The sequence below is a fragment of the Pseudomonas sp. LBUM1644 genome (assembly GCF_059716195.1).
Map to the genome: position 1 here is coordinate 1,067,680 of NZ_CP166812.1, position 16,567 is coordinate 1,084,246.

Here is a 16,567-nt window from a genome sequence, read left to right on the forward strand (position 1 = left end):
TGGGAGCGGGCTTGCTCGCGAAATAGGCACCACGGTGTGTCAGGCTTGCCCAGCCGGTGAGTTCAGATTCATCGAGCGCTCAGCCAGGGCCGTCGCCGTTTCCTCATCCACGGGCAGCGTAAAGCTGAATGTCGCGCCTTGCCCCGGCATATCCACCAGACGGATCTCGCGGCCATGCAGCTGCAGGATCCGGTGCACGATGCGCAACCCCAAACCGCCGTCACGCCTGGCGCCACCTATATTGAACGGGCGCAAGAACAAGCCTTCCCGAAGTTCGGCAGCAATGCCCGGGCCGCTGTCGCTGACGGTGATCTCGACGAACCTGCCTTGCGGACCGAGGCTGATGTCGATAGCACCGCCCTGCGGTGTGTGCCGCAAGGCGTTGTCGAACAGGTTGGTCAGTACCCTCTCGATCAACCCCAGGTCGGCACAGACGGCGCCAATATTGGGGGCGAAATTGGCCTTCAATTCGACCTGCCGCGCCTCGGCCGTCAGTTCGAATTTCTGGAAAATATCCTGCACCAGATCGGTCAGCGAGAAGCGTTCCAGCACCGGTTGCACAAAGCCGTGCTCCAGCCGTACCAACTCCAGCAGCGATTGTGCCAGCCCTCCGACCTTGCGGCTTTGGTCGAGGGCGATGCCGAGGTAGCGGCGACGGTCGGCAGGGGACAACGTGGCGTCTTTCAGCGACAGGGTTTCCAGGTAACCGTGCAGCGAAGCCAGCGGTGTGCGCAGGTCGTGGGAGATGTTCGCCACCAATTCGCGGCGCTCCTGATCCTGGCGGGTCAATGAGCGCCATTGCTCGCTGAGGCGCGCTTGCATCTGGCGGAAGGTGGCGTCGAGTATGGCAATCTCGTCGTGGCTGGCGGTTTTCTCCAGTGGCGCGGAGGCGGGTGGCGTCGACGGGACACCATCAATGTCGAACCGGCTGACAGTTTCGGTCAGGCGTCGCAACGGCCGGGTGATCAAGGCAAATGCGGTGAGACCGGCAATCAGGCAGAGCAGGGCGACCAGCGCGATGGACAACAGGGCGGTATTGAGGGCCGCGCTGGTGGCGCCGCGTTCGGCCAGGCGATCGTGGTCTTCGCCGAGCAACACCACATAGAGATAACCGGCCGGCTTGCCATCGACCTTCAGCGGCGCGGCGCTGAACACCTTGCGCGCATCGAGGCTGCGCGGGTCGTCGCCGAGAATCGGCAGGGCATCACCCTTGAGCAGGCGCTGGATCGGCGCGAGGTCGACCCGGTCCCGATGAATCCGCCCCTCGGGAGCCGCGTTGCCGACAATCTTGCCCTCGGTGTCGAGCAGGTACACCTCGACACTCGGGTTGACCAGCATCAGCTGGCTGAACAAATTGCGCACGGCATCGGGCATCAGGCCCTTGGTGTCCATCAACACGGTGTCACGGGCAATGTGCTGAGCCAGATCCCGCGACAACCCTTGGACCACTTCCTGTTCATGCATCTGGTTGGAGCGCACCTGCATCCATGCCGAGGTGCCGCAACACACCAGCAGCAACACGGCGAACACCAGAGACAGGCGTTGAGTGAGGGTCAACCTCATGGCTGCTCCTCCTTGGCCGCGAATTTGTAGCCTCGGCCCCACACCGTGAGAATGCGCACCGGTTGTGCCGGGTCGGCCTCGATCTTCGCCCGCAGGCGGTTGATGTGGGTGTTGACCGTGTGTTCGTAGCCTTCATGGCTGTAACCCCACACGGCATTGAGCAGGTCCATGCGCGAGAACACTTTGCCGGGCTGTCGGGCGAAGAAATACAACAGGTCGAACTCCCGTGGCGTGAGGTCGAGGCGACGACCTTCGAGGGAAACGTCGCGGGTGATCGGGTCGATGGAGAGGCCATCGACGTTCAGGCTGCCGGCGTCCATTTTCAGGTTGCGGGCCATGGCGTCGACCCGGCGCAGCAACGCCTTGACCCGGGCCACGAGCTCGAGCATGGAGAAGGGTTTGGCCAGGTAATCGTCGGCACCCAGTTCGAGCCCGACAATCCGGTGCATTTCACTGGAGCGCGCACTGGTGATGATGATCGGTGTGTAGCGTGCCATGGCACGTGCGCGGCGGCAGATTTCCAGGCCGTCGACGCCGGGCAGCATCAGGTCGAGGATCAGCGCGTCCCAGGTACCTTGCTGCAGCAGTCGCATGCCTTCATTGCCATCGGCGCAGTGCACCACCTCGAACTGCTCATCGCGCAGATGCAGGCAGATAAGGTCGGCGATATGCAGGTCGTCCTCGACCACGAGGACGCGTTTGGTCTGTTCCATCAAGCTCAATCCTTTGTAGCGAATGGGCACATTGTGCGGGTTTTCCTCAGGTTGAGTTATCACGAATTGTTTAACTCTCCGTGAGGATTTGGCGATCAACCCAAGCCTAGGCTGTGTTCCATGAAAGGCATCCTGGATTTTTGGAGACGGCCATGTTTTCACGGCGACAATTTCTTTTAGCGAGCGGTGGGCTGGGGACTGCAGCGCTGGTGATCGGTGTATTGCCAAAATTTTCGGTGAGCACTGCGCTAATCAGCGACGCCAACGCGGCGGAGGTGTTCGAGGTGACTCACAGCGACGCCGAATGGCACGCCATGCTCAGCGACGAGCAATACGACATCCTGCGAGAAGAGGGGACGGAACGTGCCTACAGCAGCGCGCTGAACAACGAACACCGTGACGGTACGTTCGCCTGTGCCGGCTGCGCCCTGGCGCTGTTTTCATCCGACACGAAGTTCGACAGCCGTACCGGTTGGCCGAGCTTCTGGGCGCCGCTGGACAAGGCCGTGGCCACTCGCCAGGACCGTTCGTTTGGCGTGGTGCGCGAAGAAGTGCATTGTCGACGGTGTGGCGGTCATCTGGGGCATGTCTTCGACGATGGCCCAAAACCCACCGGTCTACGCTATTGCATGAACGGTCTGGCGATGACGTTCAAACCACTGGCGGCCTGATTCCTTTTACTCACTTTTGCAGGTCGACACTATGTGGCTTCTGGTACTCGCGTATCTCGGTGGAGTGTTGACGATTGTCAGCCCGTGCATCCTGCCGGTATTGCCTTTTGTCTTCGCCCGCACCGGGCAGCCGTTCGTGAAAAGCGGTTTGCCGCTGTTGGCGGGGATGGCGATCACGTTCGCGCTAGTCGCCACGTTGGCAGCGGTGGGCGGCGGTTGGGTGGTGCAACTCAATCAGTACGGTCGCTGGCTCGCTTTGGTGTTTGTCGCTCTGTTCGGGTTGACGCTGTTGCTGCCGCGATTGGCCGATCGATTGACCCGACCGCTGGTGGCGGCGGGCAGTCGACTGTCGGAAGCCGCGGGCGCCGATGCTCGGCCGCGTCCTGGTGCGTCGTTCCTGATCGGCGTCGCCACCGGCCTGCTCTGGGCGCCATGCGCCGGGCCGATTCTGGGCCTGCTACTGACCGGCGCGGCGTTGCAAGGGGCGAGTGTCGCGACCACGTTATTGCTGCTGGCCTACGCGGCGGGCGCCGCCACCTCGCTTGCCGTGGCGCTGCTGTTGGGCGGTAAAGTGTTCGCCGCAATGAAGCGCTCCATCGGCGCTGGCGAATGGGTCCGTCGAGGTCTGGGCGCGGCGATGCTGGCCGGTGTGGCGGCGATTGCGCTGGGGCTGGATACCGGGATTCTGGCGCAGTTTTCGACCGCGTCTACCGGTGGAATCGAGCAGGCGCTAGTGAGCCGATTGGCCGGTAAGTCAGCGAACGGCAACGGGACGATGATGGCGCAGAATCCAGCCTCCGACAGCACACTGAAAGTGGCTGACAAAGCAGCAGGCGCGTTGCCGGTGGAGGGCAACCTTCCGCCGCTGGACGGCGCCGTGCAATGGCTCAACTCGCCACCGCTCGATGCCCAGGCGTTGAAGGGCAAAGTGGTGCTGGTGGATTTTTGGACTTACTCCTGCATCAACTGCCTGCGCACGCTTCCCTATGTCAAAGCCTGGGCCGAAAAGTATCGCGATCAGGGCCTGGTGGTGATCGGCGTGCATGCGCCCGAGTTTGCCTTCGAACGCAACGTCGGCAATGTCACCAAGGCCATGAAAGACCTTGGCATCCACTACCCGGTGGCCATCGATAACGACTTCAAGATCTGGCGTGCCTTCAACAATGAATACTGGCCGGCCCACTATTTTGCCGACGCTCAGGGACGCATTCGTTATCACCACTTCGGTGAAGGCGAGTACGCCGAATCGGAACGGGTGATCCAGCAGCTGCTGCGTGAAGCGGGCGCGGCGAAGGTCGCGGACGGCCTGATCAATGCCAGCGCCGAAGGTGTTCAGCTCGCGCCGGACATGAACGAAGTGCAATCGCCGGAAACGTATGTGGGCTTCCAGCGCGCTGAGCATTTCGTGCCTGAAACCGGCCTGGTGCCGGACAAAGCGTCGACCTACAACCCGCCCTCACGATTGGCACTCAACGACTGGAGCCTGGGCGGACAGTGGAAAGTCGGTTCGGAGCGGGCCACTTCAAGCAGCCCGGGCAGTCGCATCGTTTACCGCTTCCACGCGCGTGATCTGCATCTGGTACTCGGGCATGGCGCGGATGGCAAACCGGTGCGCTTCAAAGTGCTGATTGACGGGAAAGCTCCCGGCGATGCCCACGGTACAGACGTGGCACCCGATGGCAGTGGTAGCGTGACCGAACAGCGGTTGTATCAATTGGTGCGCCAGTCCGGCGGCGTAACGGACCGCACCTTCAGCATCGAGTTTCTCGACCCGGGTGTGTCGGCGTATGCCTTTACGTTTGGTTGATCAGCAATTCTCTACTCAGGAGTCAGCCTCATGAAAACCCCATTCACCTGGCGCCGCACCCTATTGGGTTTGGCCGCTGCCGGTATCATCGGCCAATGCTCTGCGTTCTCGTTCGGCGCCGAAGACGCGGTCGTCATCGCTCCACCGGCCCTCGACGAAACCACCCAGGCCCACAGCGAAACCGCCGTCTTCGCCGGCGGTTGTTTCTGGGGTGTGCAGGGCGTGTTCCAGCATGTCAAAGGCGTGAAGAAAGCTGTTTCCGGTTATGCCGGTGGTGCGGCCAACACCGCTCGATATGAGCGGGTCAGCGATGGCGATACCGGACATGCTGAATCGGTCGAAGTCACGTTCGACCCCGCGCAGGTCAGCTACGGCACCTTGCTGCAAATCTACTTCTCGGTGGCCCACAACCCGACCGAACTTAATCGCCAAGGGCCGGACAGCGGCACTCAGTACCGGTCGGCGATTTTTACGGAAAACAGTGAGCAGCAGCGTGTCGCTCAGGCCTACATTGCCCAACTCGATGCCGCGCATTCGTTCAACAAACCCATTGTCACGAAACTGGAAACCTACATCGGTTTCTACCCGGCGGAGGAGGAACACCAGGACTTTCTGACCGAGCACCCGACCTATCCGTACATCGTGATCAACGATCTACCGAAAGTGGCGCAGTTAAAGCAGCTGTATCCGGATCGGTATCAGGAGAAACCGGTACTGGTGAAGGCGGCGATGTAAGCAGGAGGGAAAGAGGTCAAGCCCTCAACCCGAAATTACATTCTTGCCGGCGATCTTCGACCGGTACAGCGCCTGATCAGCCCGGGCCAGCAGTCCGGTTTGCTGCTCTTCTTCAAAGCGCTGGACCACGCCGAAACTCATGGTGACTTGAAAGTCCCCCACAGGCGCCAGACTGGCGAGGCCGTGACGGATTCTCTCGGCGAGGGCTCTTGCCTCGGCCAACAGAGTATCGGGCAGGATGACGACGAACTCGTCACCGCCCCAACGGGCCAGAAGGTCGCCTTCGCGCACGCACCGCTTCACGCTCTCGACAACTTGTACCAACGCCGCATCTCCCAACGCATGGCCGTAGTGATCGTTGATGTTCTTGAAGTCGTCGATGTCCATGGCGATGACCGATAGCGGCTGTCGGAAGCGCAGGGCACGGTCGCAGGCCTGAGGCAGGGCTTTTTCCAGGCGATAGCGATTGGCGACGGATGTCAGTACGTCGGTTTCCGCCAGTTTGCGGTTTTCTTCGAGTTGAATCTGCAGTTGTTGATTGACCCGAGACAGCTCCCTCGTACGCTCCTCGACGATGGCTTCGAGGGAGTGATTGCGTCGTTCCAGCGCTTGGAGCAGTCGCTTCTTGTCTTCGATGCTGCGGTGCGCCCCGACCATCCGTGCCACCGAACCGTCGACATTGCGCGCCAGCACATAGCCGCGATCTTCGATCCAGGTGTAACTGCCATCCTGCATTCGGCAGCGATACTCAGCCTGGTAGCGTGGGGCTCGTTGATTCAGGTAGTCATCGAACAGTGCCATGACGTGCGGATAATCGTCCGGGTGCATGACGTTTTCCCAGGTGAACACTGAGTTGTCCAGGGAATGAGCTGCGTAGCCGAGCATCTCGTACCACCCCGGGTTGCGGTAGACAAACCCGGTGTTGGCATTCCAGTCCCAGATGCCGTCGCTGACCAGCTCCATAATGGTGTGCAGCATGTCTTCGTTCATATCCGACAGATTGAACTTCAACGGCTCGATACTTGATGTCTCATCCATCACCGCTCTCCTTGCCGCTCTGAAATCAAAGTAATCCGCCCGTCGTGGAGATTAGTGCATGGGGTATTGAGCCGGCTAGTACTTGCCCCACATCTGCAGGGCGAAGTCGACGAAACGGCGTAGTTTCGGCAAACGATAGCGATCCTGTGCATACATCAGGTTCATCGGCCGGCTCGGCGGCAAGTAATCCTGCATCAAGGCCACCAGTTTTCCTCTCTTGAGGTCTGGCTCAACCAAGGCATCGGGCAACAACACGATGCCCATGCCGGTGCGTGCCGCTTGATGCAGTCCCGCCGAACTGTTGATCAACATGGGGCCAGAGACGGCTACAGCGACCTCGCCCTCGGGTCCGGTCAGGCGCCACTCCTTTTCCACCGAATGCCAGTCATCGCCGGCCGGATAGGCAAAAGACAGGCAGTCGTGGTGTCGCAAGTCATCAGGTTTTTTTGGATTGCCTCGACGCCTCAAATACTCCGGTGACGCGCACATGGTCAGGGTGTAATCGATGAGGGGACGGGCAATAAGGTTGGTCTGTTCGATATTGCCCAGACGAAACGCCGCGTCTAAACCGTTTTCGAGCAGGTCCGGGCGCCCGTTGCTGAGGACGACGTCCAGCTTGACTCGAGGACACAGCAAGCTGAATTCACTCAGCGCTGGCGCCAGTTTTTCGGTACCAAACGTCAGCGGCGCGGTGATGCGCAAGGTGCCGCTGGGCTCGTCGAGGGCCTGCTCGGCCAAGCGCTCGGAATCGGCCACCAACCCCAACACTTCGAGGCAGCGCTGATAGTAGGCCGTGCCGAACTCCGTCAGCCGCTGACGCCGCGTCGTACGGTTGAGCAAGCGCACTCCCAGACGTTGCTCCAGCGCTCGCAGATGATTTCCCACCATCGTGGTGGACATTTCACACTGGAAAGCGGCCGCCGTCATGCTGCCGGTTTCCACCACTTTGACGTAAACGGTCATTGCCTGGAACAAATCCATTATCAAGTCCAACTTTAAAATGATTGAAGAAAAGCGGCGTTTATCCAGCTTAGGTGGCTAACCATACTGCAAAAACACCGATAATTGATGGAGCTTGATGTCATGACCGCTGCCTGCCTGATGAGCACTTACCAACCGCTGGCCCTGAGTTTCAGCAAAGGCCTGGGCACGCGCCTGTGGGATCAGAACGGTCGCGAATATCTGGACGCGGTGGCGGGCGTGGCGGTGACCAATGTCGGGCATTCTCACCCCAGGATCGTCGCGGCCATCAGCGAGCAGGCCGGTTTGCTGTTGCATACGTCCAACCTCTACAGCATCGACTGGCAACAGCGGCTGGCGCAGAAGCTGACGCGGCTGGCGGGCATGGAGCGGGCATTTTTCAATAACTCCGGCGCCGAGGCCAATGAGACGGCACTGAAACTCGCGCGGCTTTACGGCTGGCACAAAGGCATCGGGCAACCGCTGGTGGTGGTCATGGAAAACGCCTTCCACGGCCGGACCCTCGGCACGTTGTCCGCCAGCGATGGCCCGGCGGTACGCCTGGGTTTCAATGAACTGCCGGGGGATTTCGTCAAAGTGCCGTTCGGTGACCTCAAGGCATTGGACTACGTGCAGCAGGCGCACGGCCCAAGGATCGTGGCAATCCTGATGGAGCCGATCCAGGGCGAAAGCGGCGTACAACTGGCACCACCCGGTTACCTCAAAGCCGTGCGCGAACTGTGCAACCGTCGCGGATGGCTACTGATGCTCGACGAGATCCAGACCGGCATCGGTCGTACCGGCCAGTGGTTTGCGTTCCAGCACGAAGGCATCGTGCCGGACGTCATGACCCTGGCCAAAGGCCTGGGCAACGGTATTCCCATCGGCGCCTGCCTGGCGCGGGGCAAAGCCGCGGACCTGTTCACACCCGGCAGCCACGGCAGCACGTTCGGTGGCAATCCACTGGCGTGCCGGGTCGGTTGCACTGTGCTGGAGATCATCGAAGAACAAAGCCTGCTGGAAAACGCCAAGCTTCAAGGCGAATGCCTGCTGGCCAGATTGCACATGGAGTTGGCGGACAATTCGAACGTACTGGCCATCCGCGGCCAAGGCCTGATGATCGGCATCGAACTCAAACAACCGATTCGCGACCTGACCCTGATCGCCGCACGGGAACATGGCTTGCTGATCAACGTGACCCGGGGCAAAACCATCCGCCTGCTGCCACCCCTGACCATTGATGAGCGGGAAGTGGAGATGATCGTCAGAGGGATTTGCCGGGCGCTTAACCCCGCCTGACTCCCCAGTAGGAGCTGCCGAAGGCTGCGATCTTTTGATCTTGATTTTTCAGCGTGGCTGATATCGCTGAAGATCAAAAGATCGCAGCCTCCGGCAGCTCCTACACGGGACGATTCAGAATTTGGAGCGGGCTTTGGCTCGCCAATATCGAATCACCGCAATCACCACGGCCAACACCAAAACCCCCAGTGCAATCGGCAGGCGATAGGGTTTGAGGTTGCCCAACATGCTTTCAAGCGCCTCGCCGGCCCAGTACCCGGCGTTGGCAAACAGCGTTGCCCACACCACCGCGCCCAGGGCATTCAGTAACGAAAATCGTATGGGTGACAGGCCACTGGCCCCAATCACCATCGGCCCGACCAAACGCATGCCGTAGAAAAAACGCACCGCAAACACCGAGGTCGACGGGTAGCGTGTGATCAGTCCCGTCACACGAACTATTGCTGCCTGTTTGCGCTGCAGGCGCGGTAATAGTCGTGCGCCGAAATAGCGTCCGCTCCAGAACAGCAGTTGATCGCCAAACATCCCGCCCAGACTGGCCCAGCCAATCACCGGCCATAGCTGCAACAGGTGCTGGTGAGCGGCCATGCCACCCAGGATCAGAATGGTTTCGCCTTCCAGCAAACAACCAAAGAACACCGCCCAATAGCCATAAGTGGCGAGCAGGTAATTGAAATCCATGTGTTCGAACAAGGGCGCTCCTAGAACTTTCCAGCAACGAGGGCGGCGTGAGGCTAATCGGCTTGTAGCGTGGTGGTTGCAAATGCTGTGATTTCGGTTTGATCCAGGAGTTTAATTTTTAAACCGCTGAACCCTTCGAACACTACTTGATGCGCGGAAAACCCACTGCAGTCTTCGCGAATACGGTAGCTGCCAGCCCACTCCAGCAACGCTACCAGTAACGCGTCATCGTCCGGTTTGTGTTCTCGCTGGCGAATATTGGCGACGCAGTTTTCGTCTTCGATACACAGCCAGATCAAAGCCGTTGCGCGGTGGGTCAGTTCGCCGACGATCCAGCCATAAACGCCCTCGATCACCCAACGCTCTTCATCGGCCGCGATCCGCGCCATAGCCAGCGCTTCTGACCGGGGACGGGCGATGCTGTGTTCGTCTGACAGCCAGTGAATCAGGTCAAGGTCTATCCACGCTGTTTGCAAGTGTTCCGCCAGCCGCTTGGCCAACCAACTTTTTCCCGAGCCCGAGTTGCCGATGATCAGGGTTCTGGACCGGTCCATGGTGCGCGGTGTGTTCACTTTCATCTTCATCACTGGAGTGCCGCGGGAAGAGCCTTCGGAATCGCTAACTTACTTAAGGACGCGTCGCCACCATCCGCATCAATGCCAAGGAGCAGGTCTGGGCGCACCGATGGCACGCTGCAATTTCGCCTAGGCAAGCTCACCTTCACGATTCAAGGTGATCGACGCGTGACCGGGGAGGACTACTGGACGGACAGTGATGCCGGGACCAAGGGGCCGATTCAGATTGAGTAACCCCGAAAAGCCAGTCAAAACACGCAACCCCTGTGGGAGCGAGCCTGCTCGCGAAAGCGGAGTGTCAGTCGCTGTCCTTTCGCCTGACACTCCGCCTCGCGAGCAGGCTCGCTCCCACAGGTTTTTCAGCCAATCTTGAGCTCGTGCGAATCTAAGCCTCCCACCCCGCGCCACTGACCGCCGCTTGCGCCAGCGGGTGCAACTCTGCCCCGTGATGTTCCGTCTGCCAGGCCAGCAACTCCTTGCGCATGCCGGGCGTCCAGTACATCTGCAGATGATTACGCACGCCGAGCACGGCCAGTTTCTGGTCCGGTTCGCTGGCGAAATACTGGGCGATCTGGTTGACCATCTTGATCAGGTTGGCCGTGCTCATCGGCGTACCTCCGCTTTCGCCTTACGGCGATCCTTGAGCAGACGGTCCTGCTCGTCGCTGAATTCCTGAAAGCGTTTTTGCCACTCCGAAGGGTGGTAAACGCGGCTGACCTCCACGGCCGTGACCTTGTACTCCGGACAGTTGGTGGCCCAGTCGGAGTTATCGGTGGTGATCACGTTGGCCCCCGATTCAGGGAAGTGGAACGTGGTGTACACCACGCCCGGGGCAACCCGTTCGGTGACCCGCGCACGCAGTACGGTCTGGCCGGCGCGGCTGCCGATGCCGACCCAGTCACCTTCGTTGATGCCACGGCTCTCGGCATCGGTCGGGTGGATTTCCAGACGGTCTTCATCGTGCCAGGCGACGTTTTCAGTACGTCGGGTCTGGGCGCCGACGTTGTACTGGCTGAGGATGCGCCCGGTGGTCAGCAGCAGGGGATAGCGATTGTTGACCTTTTCTTCGGTGGGCACGTAACCGGTGAGCATGAAGCGGCCCTTGCCGCGCACGAATTCGTCGATGTGCATGGTCGGCGTGCCATCCGGTGCCGCGGCGTTGCACGGCCATTGCAGGCTGCCGTGGCGATCCAGTTCGGCATAGCTGACGTTGGTGAAGGTCGGCGTCAGGCTGGCGATTTCATCCATGATGTCCGACGGGTGCTGGTAGTTCATCGGGTAACCCAGCGCGTTGGCCAGCGCCACTGTGCCTTCCCAGTCAGCCTTGCCACCCAGCGGCTCCATGACTTTTCGCACGCGAGAGATGCGCCGCTCGGCGTTGGTAAAGGTGCCGTCCTTTTCCAGGAACGAACTGCCCGGCAGGAACACATGGGCGAACTTGGCGGTTTCGTTGAGGAAAATATCCTGCACCACGATGCATTCCATGGCCGACAGGGCTGCTGTGACGTGCTGGGTATTGGGGTCGCTCTGGGCAATGTCTTCGCCTTGGCAATACAAACCTTTAAAGCTGCCGCCCAGAGCGGCTTCGAACATGTTGGGAATGCGCAGGCCCGGATCAGGTTGCAGCGTGACGTTCCACGCCTGCTCGAATTGCGCCCGCACCACCTCGTTGGAGATGTGTCGGTAACCGGGCAACTCGTGGGGAAAGGAGCCCATGTCGCAGGAGCCCTGAACGTTGTTCTGCCCACGCAGCGGGTTCACGCCCACGCCTTCGCGGCCGATGTTGCCGGTGGCCATGGCCAGGTTGGCGATGCCCATGACCGCCGTGCTGCCCTGGCTGTGCTCGGTGACGCCAAGCCCATAGTAAATCGCCGCGTTGCCGGCGCTGGCATACAGCCGGGCGGCGGCACGGATCTCGGCCGGGGCGACGCCGCAAATCTCGCCAATCACTTCCGGCGAATTTTCCGCGCGGCTGACCAGCTCGCTCCAGCGGGCGAAATCGCTGCCCTCGCAACGGGCGTCGATGAAGGCCTGGTCGAGCAAGCCTTCGGTGACGATGACGTGCGCCAGGGCATTGAGCATGGCGACGTTGGTGCCCGGGCGCAGGGCCAGGTGCACGTCGGCGCGGGCATGCACCGAGTCCACCAGATCAATGCGTCGTGGGTCGATGACGATCAGCCGTGCGCCTTCACGCAAACGGCGTTTGAGCTGGGAAGCGAACACCGGGTGGGCGTCGCTGGGGTTGGCGCCCATCACCAGAATCACGTCGGCCTGCATCACCGAGTCGAAACTCTGGGTCCCGGCGGACTCGCCAAGGGTTTGTTTCAAGCCATAGCCGGTCGGCGAGTGGCAGACCCGCGCACAGGTGTCGACGTTGTTGTTGCCGAAGGCAGCGCGCACCAGTTTTTGCACCAGGTAGGTTTCTTCGTTGGTGCAGCGGCTGGAGGTGATGCCACCGATGGAATCGCGGCCGTATTTTTGCTGCAAACGGCGGAATTCGCTGGCGGCGTAGGTCACCGCTTCATCCCAGCTGACTTCCTGCCAAGGGTCGTTGATGTGCTTGCGGATCATCGGCTTGGTGATGCGATCCGGGTGCGTCGCGTAGCCCCAGGCAAAGCGCCCTTTGACGCAAGAATGCCCGTGGTTGGCCTGGCCGTTCTTGTCCGGAACCATGCGCACCAGCTTGTCGCCTTTCATCTCGGCGCGGAACGAGCAGCCCACGCCGCAATAGGCGCAAGTGGTGATCACGCTGCGTTCAGGTTGGCCCAGTTCGACCACGCTTTTTTCCATCAGGGTCGCGGTCGGGCAAGCCTGCACACAGGCGCCGCAGGACACGCATTCCGAATCAAGGAAGTTCTCGCCACCGGCGGCCGCGACCCGGGATTCGAAGCCGCGTCCGGTGATGGTCAGGGCAAAGGTGCCCTGGGTTTCTTCGCAGGCGCGCACGCAGCGGTTGCAGACGATGCACTTGCTCGGGTCGTAGTCGAAATACGGGTTGGATGTGTCCTTCGCGTCGGCCAGATGGTTCTCACCTTCATAGCCGTAACGCACCTCGCGCAGGCCAACCTGGCCGGCGACGGTTTGCAGTTCGCAATTGCCGTTGGCCGAGCAGGTCAGGCAGTCCAGCGGGTGATCGGAGATGTACAGCTCCATGACGTTGCGCCGCAGCGTGGCGAGCTTCGGCGTCTGGGTGTGCACGCTCATGCCTTCAGTAACCGGCGTGGTGCAGGACGCCGGATAACCGCGCATGCCGTCGATTTCTACCAGACACATGCGGCAGGAGCCGAAGGCTTCCAGGCTGTCGGTGGCACACAGTTTCGGAATGGTGGTGCCCAGCAGTGCGGCGGCGCGCATCACCGAGGTGCCTTCGGGCACGCTGATGCTGCGGCCGTCGATGTTCAGGGTGATTTGCACCTGGCTTTCGCGGGCCGGAGTGCCCAGGTCGATATCGGTGTTCGGGTCGAAGAGGGTGATCATTGGTCGGCCTCCGAGGCTTGCAGACCGAAGTCGGCGGGGAAGTACTTGAGGGCGCTGACGACCGGAAAGGGGGCCATGCCGCCCAAGGCGCACAGCGAACCGTATTGCATCGTGTCGCACAGGTCCTTGAGGATGATCGCCTGCTCATCACGACCGCTTTGATCAGGTGCGGCCAGCAAGCGGTCGATCACCTCCACGCCGCGGGTCGAGCCGATGCGGCACGGCGTGCATTTGCCGCAGGATTCCTCGGCGCAGAACTGCAACGCGAAGCGCGCCATGTGGGCCATGTCCAGGCTGTCGTCCGCCACCACCACACCACCGTGACCGAGCATCGCACCGATGCCGGCGAAGGCTTCGTAATCCAGCGGCGTGTCGAATTGACTTGGTGGTACCCACGCTCCGAGTGGGCCGCCAACCTGAGCTGCCTTCAGCGGCCGGCCACTGGCAGTACCGCCGCCGTAGTCTTCTACCAGTTCGCGCAGGGTCAGGCCGAAGGCTCGTTCCACCAGGCCGCCGTGACGAATATTGCCCGCCAGTTGGAAAGGCATAGTGCCGAGGGAACGGCCCATGCCGTAATCACGATAGAACTGCGCACCCTTGGCCAGAATCAGCGCCACCGAGGCCAGGGTCAGCACGTTGTGCACCAGGGTCGGTTGGCCGAAGAGGCCCTTCAAGGCAGGGATCGGTGGCTTGGCGCGGACGATTCCGCGTTTGCCTTCCAGAGAGTCCAGCAGCGCGGTTTCTTCCCCGCAGATATAAGCGCCGGCACCGACACGTACTTCCATGTCGAAGGCCTGACCGCTGCCGCCGACATTGGCGCCGAGGTAGCCGTTGGTCCGGGCAATCTCCAGCGCCTCGTTTAACGTGGCGACGGCCTGTGGATATTCCGAGCGCACATAGATGTAACCGTAGCTGGCGCCGACAGTGATGCCGGCAATGGCCATGCCTTCGATCAGCAGGAAGGGATCACCTTCCATCAACATGCGATCGGCGAAGGTGCCGGAGTCGCCTTCGTCGGCGTTGCACACAATGTATTTCTGCGCAGCCTCAGTGGCGCGCACCGTGCGCCATTTGATCCCCGCCGGGAATGCCGCGCCGCCTCGGCCACGCAGGCCTGAATCGAATACCGCGGTCGCGGTTTCATCACCGCCAATAGTGACGGCCCTGTTTAAACCCTCGAAACCGCCGTGGGCCCGGTAATCGTCCAGCGACAGCGGCTGGGTGATGCCGGCGCGGGCGAACAGCAAGCGTTGTTGAGACTTGAGATAAGGCAACTCTTCCACCAGGCCCAAGGCCAGCGGATGAGCGGACGGCTCGCCTTGCAGCGCTTCGAGCACGGACGGCACGTCGGCAGCGGTCAGCGGGCCGAAACCGATCCGGCCTTGCGGGCTGTCCACTTCCAGCAGCGGTTCCAGCCAATACAAGCCGCGCGAACTGGTGCGCTGCAATACCAGCGGCAGATTACGTTCCCGGGCCTGGGTGATAAAAGCCACGGCCACCTCATCGGCACCCACGGCACGGGCCAGCGAATCGGCGGGCAGATAAAGAGCCGGCATCATGCGTCCTCCCGGCAAGCGTCAAGCAAGGCATCGAGACGCTCAGCGCTGAGCCGCGCATGCACCCGGCCATCCAACTCCAGCGCGGGCGAACAGGCGCAGGCACCGAGGCAATACACCGGGCGCAAACTGATGCTGCCGTCGGCGCTGCTGCCGTGGTCGTCCAGTTGCAGGCGTTCGCGCAACTGCGCGGCCAGCTGCTCGGCGCCGCGACTCTTGCACGACTCCGCCCGGCACAGACGCAGGATATGCCGGGCCGGCGGCGCGGTACGGAAGTCATGGTAAAAGCTGATCACCCCGCGAATCTCGGCCTGACTCTGATTGAGGGCGTGGGCAATCTCGGGGATGGCGGCGTCGGGGATATAACCGATGCCCGCCTGAATCTCATGAAGAATCGGCAACAGTGCACCAGCAGAGCCCTTGTGGCGCTCCAGCACGCTATTGACCATAGGCAATTGCAACATCTCATCAGGCATACAGCATTCCTCACGGTCACGGACAAACCAGGCGGTTGTCGGTCGTCCGAAAGTGTCGGCTGCGGCACTCACACCACGTCACGGAATCGTGGCAATTTCAGGCCGTTGGCCAGGGCACCCTTGGCGGGCATCTTGTTGTGCCCAGCGCGGTCTTCGCCGCACCTCTTTCTGGGCATGAAAAGCAGATTGCCACGCTGCCTTTGATTAAACTGCACCAAAGCGACGTGTTCGGTTCTGTCTACGACTATCCATTGAGTCTAGATGAGTGCGGCGTAGGGCGTTCACTCACCGACCTAATGCCCTGCGGGCTTGTCGATGAGTGATGTATATCAAGCATTGCAGGTCAGAAGAAGCATCAGATCGGTGAGTAATTCTAGGGAGCAGATGAGCTGAAATTCCTCCGGTGGTGTAGGGCTGGCTCTGCAACCTCGATCGAGATACGGTATGAAGTCGTGCTCAAGCTGTTCATTTGAAAAACAGGGAAAGACAGATGATTGATTTCAACAACAAAGGATTCTTCAAACTCAAGCAAAACGACGAATACGCCGAACGCGTTTCCGCCCTTTTGATCGATGGCGAGCACGTCATCGACGCCTACAAATCGATGCGCGACGGCGTGGTGTTTACCAACAAACGCATCATCTCGGTCAACGTCCAAGGCCTCACCGGCAGCAAAAAAGACTTCACCTCGCTGCCCTACAAAAACATCGTGGCGTACTCGGTAGAAACCTCGGGCACGTTCGACCTGGACTCCGAACTGGAGATTTATTTCTCGTCGTTGGGAAAGGTGAAATTCGAATTCACCGGCAGGACCTCGATGGTGGAAATCTCAAAGCTGATTTCTCAGCATCTGCTTTGACCTAAGTACTGAAAGCCCCGCCCCCCCCGGGGCAACACGCAACTCACGTAGGAGCGAGCTTGCTCGCGAAAAGCTCAAGAGCACCGTGGACACCAGGTTTAACCCGTTATCGTTCGCGACCATCGCGACCATCGCGACCATCGCGACCATCGCGACC

At 60.8% G+C, this 16,567-nt stretch carries 15 protein-coding genes; 5 read left to right on the plus strand and 10 right to left on the minus strand.

What is annotated here, in order from left to right; all coding sequences use genetic code 11:
- Nucleotides 1-39: 39 nt before the first annotated feature.
- Nucleotides 40-1,563: a sensor histidine kinase gene (locus ACA052_RS04850; RefSeq protein WP_497648640.1), complete on the minus strand. Its 1,524-nt coding sequence runs from the start codon at nucleotides 1,561-1,563 to the stop codon at nucleotides 40-42.
- Complete coding sequence (locus ACA052_RS04855; RefSeq protein ID WP_497648641.1) at nucleotides 1,560-2,276, minus strand: response regulator transcription factor; 717 nt, start codon at nucleotides 2,274-2,276, stop codon at nucleotides 1,560-1,562. The genes ACA052_RS04850 and ACA052_RS04855 overlap by 4 nt, the downstream gene beginning before the upstream one ends.
- Nucleotides 2,277-2,428: 152 nt before the next feature.
- Between ACA052_RS04855 and msrB the strand changes: the two genes are divergently transcribed.
- Genes msrB through msrA form a run of 3 tightly spaced genes read left to right on the plus strand, consistent with a single transcriptional unit; the run spans nucleotide 2,429 to nucleotide 5,489 of the window.
- Nucleotides 2,429-2,947 (plus strand): peptide-methionine (R)-S-oxide reductase MsrB, encoded by a 519-nt coding sequence (gene msrB, locus ACA052_RS04860; RefSeq protein WP_497648642.1) that lies wholly within the window; start codon nucleotides 2,429-2,431, stop codon nucleotides 2,945-2,947.
- A 31-nt stretch (nucleotides 2,948-2,978) separates the two neighbouring features.
- Nucleotides 2,979-4,754 (plus strand): cytochrome c biogenesis protein DipZ, encoded by a 1,776-nt coding sequence (locus ACA052_RS04865; protein ID WP_497648643.1) that lies wholly within the window; start codon nucleotides 2,979-2,981, stop codon nucleotides 4,752-4,754.
- Between the two features lie 30 nt (nucleotides 4,755-4,784).
- Nucleotides 4,785-5,489, plus strand: coding sequence for a peptide-methionine (S)-S-oxide reductase MsrA (gene msrA / locus ACA052_RS04870; protein ID WP_497648644.1), 705 nt, complete (start codon nucleotides 4,785-4,787; stop codon nucleotides 5,487-5,489).
- A 24-nt stretch (nucleotides 5,490-5,513) separates the two neighbouring features.
- Here the strand turns inward: msrA and ACA052_RS04875 are convergent, their stop codons facing one another.
- Nucleotides 5,514-6,527, minus strand: coding sequence for a sensor domain-containing diguanylate cyclase (locus ACA052_RS04875; protein ID WP_497648645.1), 1,014 nt, complete (start codon nucleotides 6,525-6,527; stop codon nucleotides 5,514-5,516).
- Between the two features lie 75 nt (nucleotides 6,528-6,602).
- Nucleotides 6,603-7,508 (minus strand): LysR family transcriptional regulator, encoded by a 906-nt coding sequence (locus tag ACA052_RS04880; protein ID WP_497648646.1) that lies wholly within the window; start codon nucleotides 7,506-7,508, stop codon nucleotides 6,603-6,605.
- A gap of 102 nt (nucleotides 7,509-7,610) precedes the next feature.
- Here ACA052_RS04880 and ACA052_RS04885 point away from each other — a divergent pair, with 102 nt between their 5' ends.
- A complete protein-coding gene (locus ACA052_RS04885) occupies nucleotides 7,611-8,786 on the plus strand; it encodes an aspartate aminotransferase family protein (protein ID WP_497648647.1) in 1,176 nt (391 codons plus the stop codon).
- A 114-nt stretch (nucleotides 8,787-8,900) separates the two neighbouring features.
- Here the strand turns inward: ACA052_RS04885 and ACA052_RS04890 are convergent, their stop codons facing one another.
- The 6 genes from ACA052_RS04890 to ACA052_RS04915 form a co-directional block, all read right to left on the minus strand.
- Complete coding sequence (locus ACA052_RS04890) at nucleotides 8,901-9,479, minus strand: DedA family protein (protein WP_497648648.1); 579 nt, start codon at nucleotides 9,477-9,479, stop codon at nucleotides 8,901-8,903.
- 41 nt (nucleotides 9,480-9,520) lie between these two features.
- Nucleotides 9,521-10,045, minus strand: coding sequence for a P-loop NTPase family protein (locus ACA052_RS04895; protein WP_497648649.1), 525 nt, complete (start codon nucleotides 10,043-10,045; stop codon nucleotides 9,521-9,523).
- A gap of 382 nt (nucleotides 10,046-10,427) precedes the next feature.
- Nucleotides 10,428-10,649 (minus strand): formate dehydrogenase subunit delta, encoded by a 222-nt coding sequence (locus ACA052_RS04900; protein ID WP_497648650.1) that lies wholly within the window; start codon nucleotides 10,647-10,649, stop codon nucleotides 10,428-10,430.
- The gene (gene fdhF / locus ACA052_RS04905; RefSeq protein ID WP_497648651.1) at nucleotides 10,646-13,519 is read right to left on the minus strand and encodes a formate dehydrogenase subunit alpha; all 2,874 of its coding nucleotides are present in this window, start codon (nucleotides 13,517-13,519) and stop codon (nucleotides 10,646-10,648) included. The genes ACA052_RS04900 and fdhF overlap by 4 nt, the downstream gene beginning before the upstream one ends.
- Nucleotides 13,516-15,078: a formate dehydrogenase beta subunit gene (locus tag ACA052_RS04910; protein WP_497648652.1), complete on the minus strand. Its 1,563-nt coding sequence runs from the start codon at nucleotides 15,076-15,078 to the stop codon at nucleotides 13,516-13,518. The genes fdhF and ACA052_RS04910 overlap by 4 nt, the downstream gene beginning before the upstream one ends.
- Entirely contained in the window at nucleotides 15,075-15,551 is a 477-nt protein-coding gene (locus tag ACA052_RS04915) for a formate dehydrogenase subunit gamma (RefSeq protein ID WP_077431299.1), read from the minus strand. The genes ACA052_RS04910 and ACA052_RS04915 overlap by 4 nt, the downstream gene beginning before the upstream one ends.
- A 490-nt stretch (nucleotides 15,552-16,041) precedes the next feature.
- Here ACA052_RS04915 and ACA052_RS04920 point away from each other — a divergent pair, with 490 nt between their 5' ends.
- Entirely contained in the window at nucleotides 16,042-16,410 is a 369-nt protein-coding gene (locus tag ACA052_RS04920; protein WP_497648653.1) for a PH domain-containing protein, read from the plus strand.
- The last annotated feature ends 157 nt before the right edge of the window (nucleotides 16,411-16,567 follow it).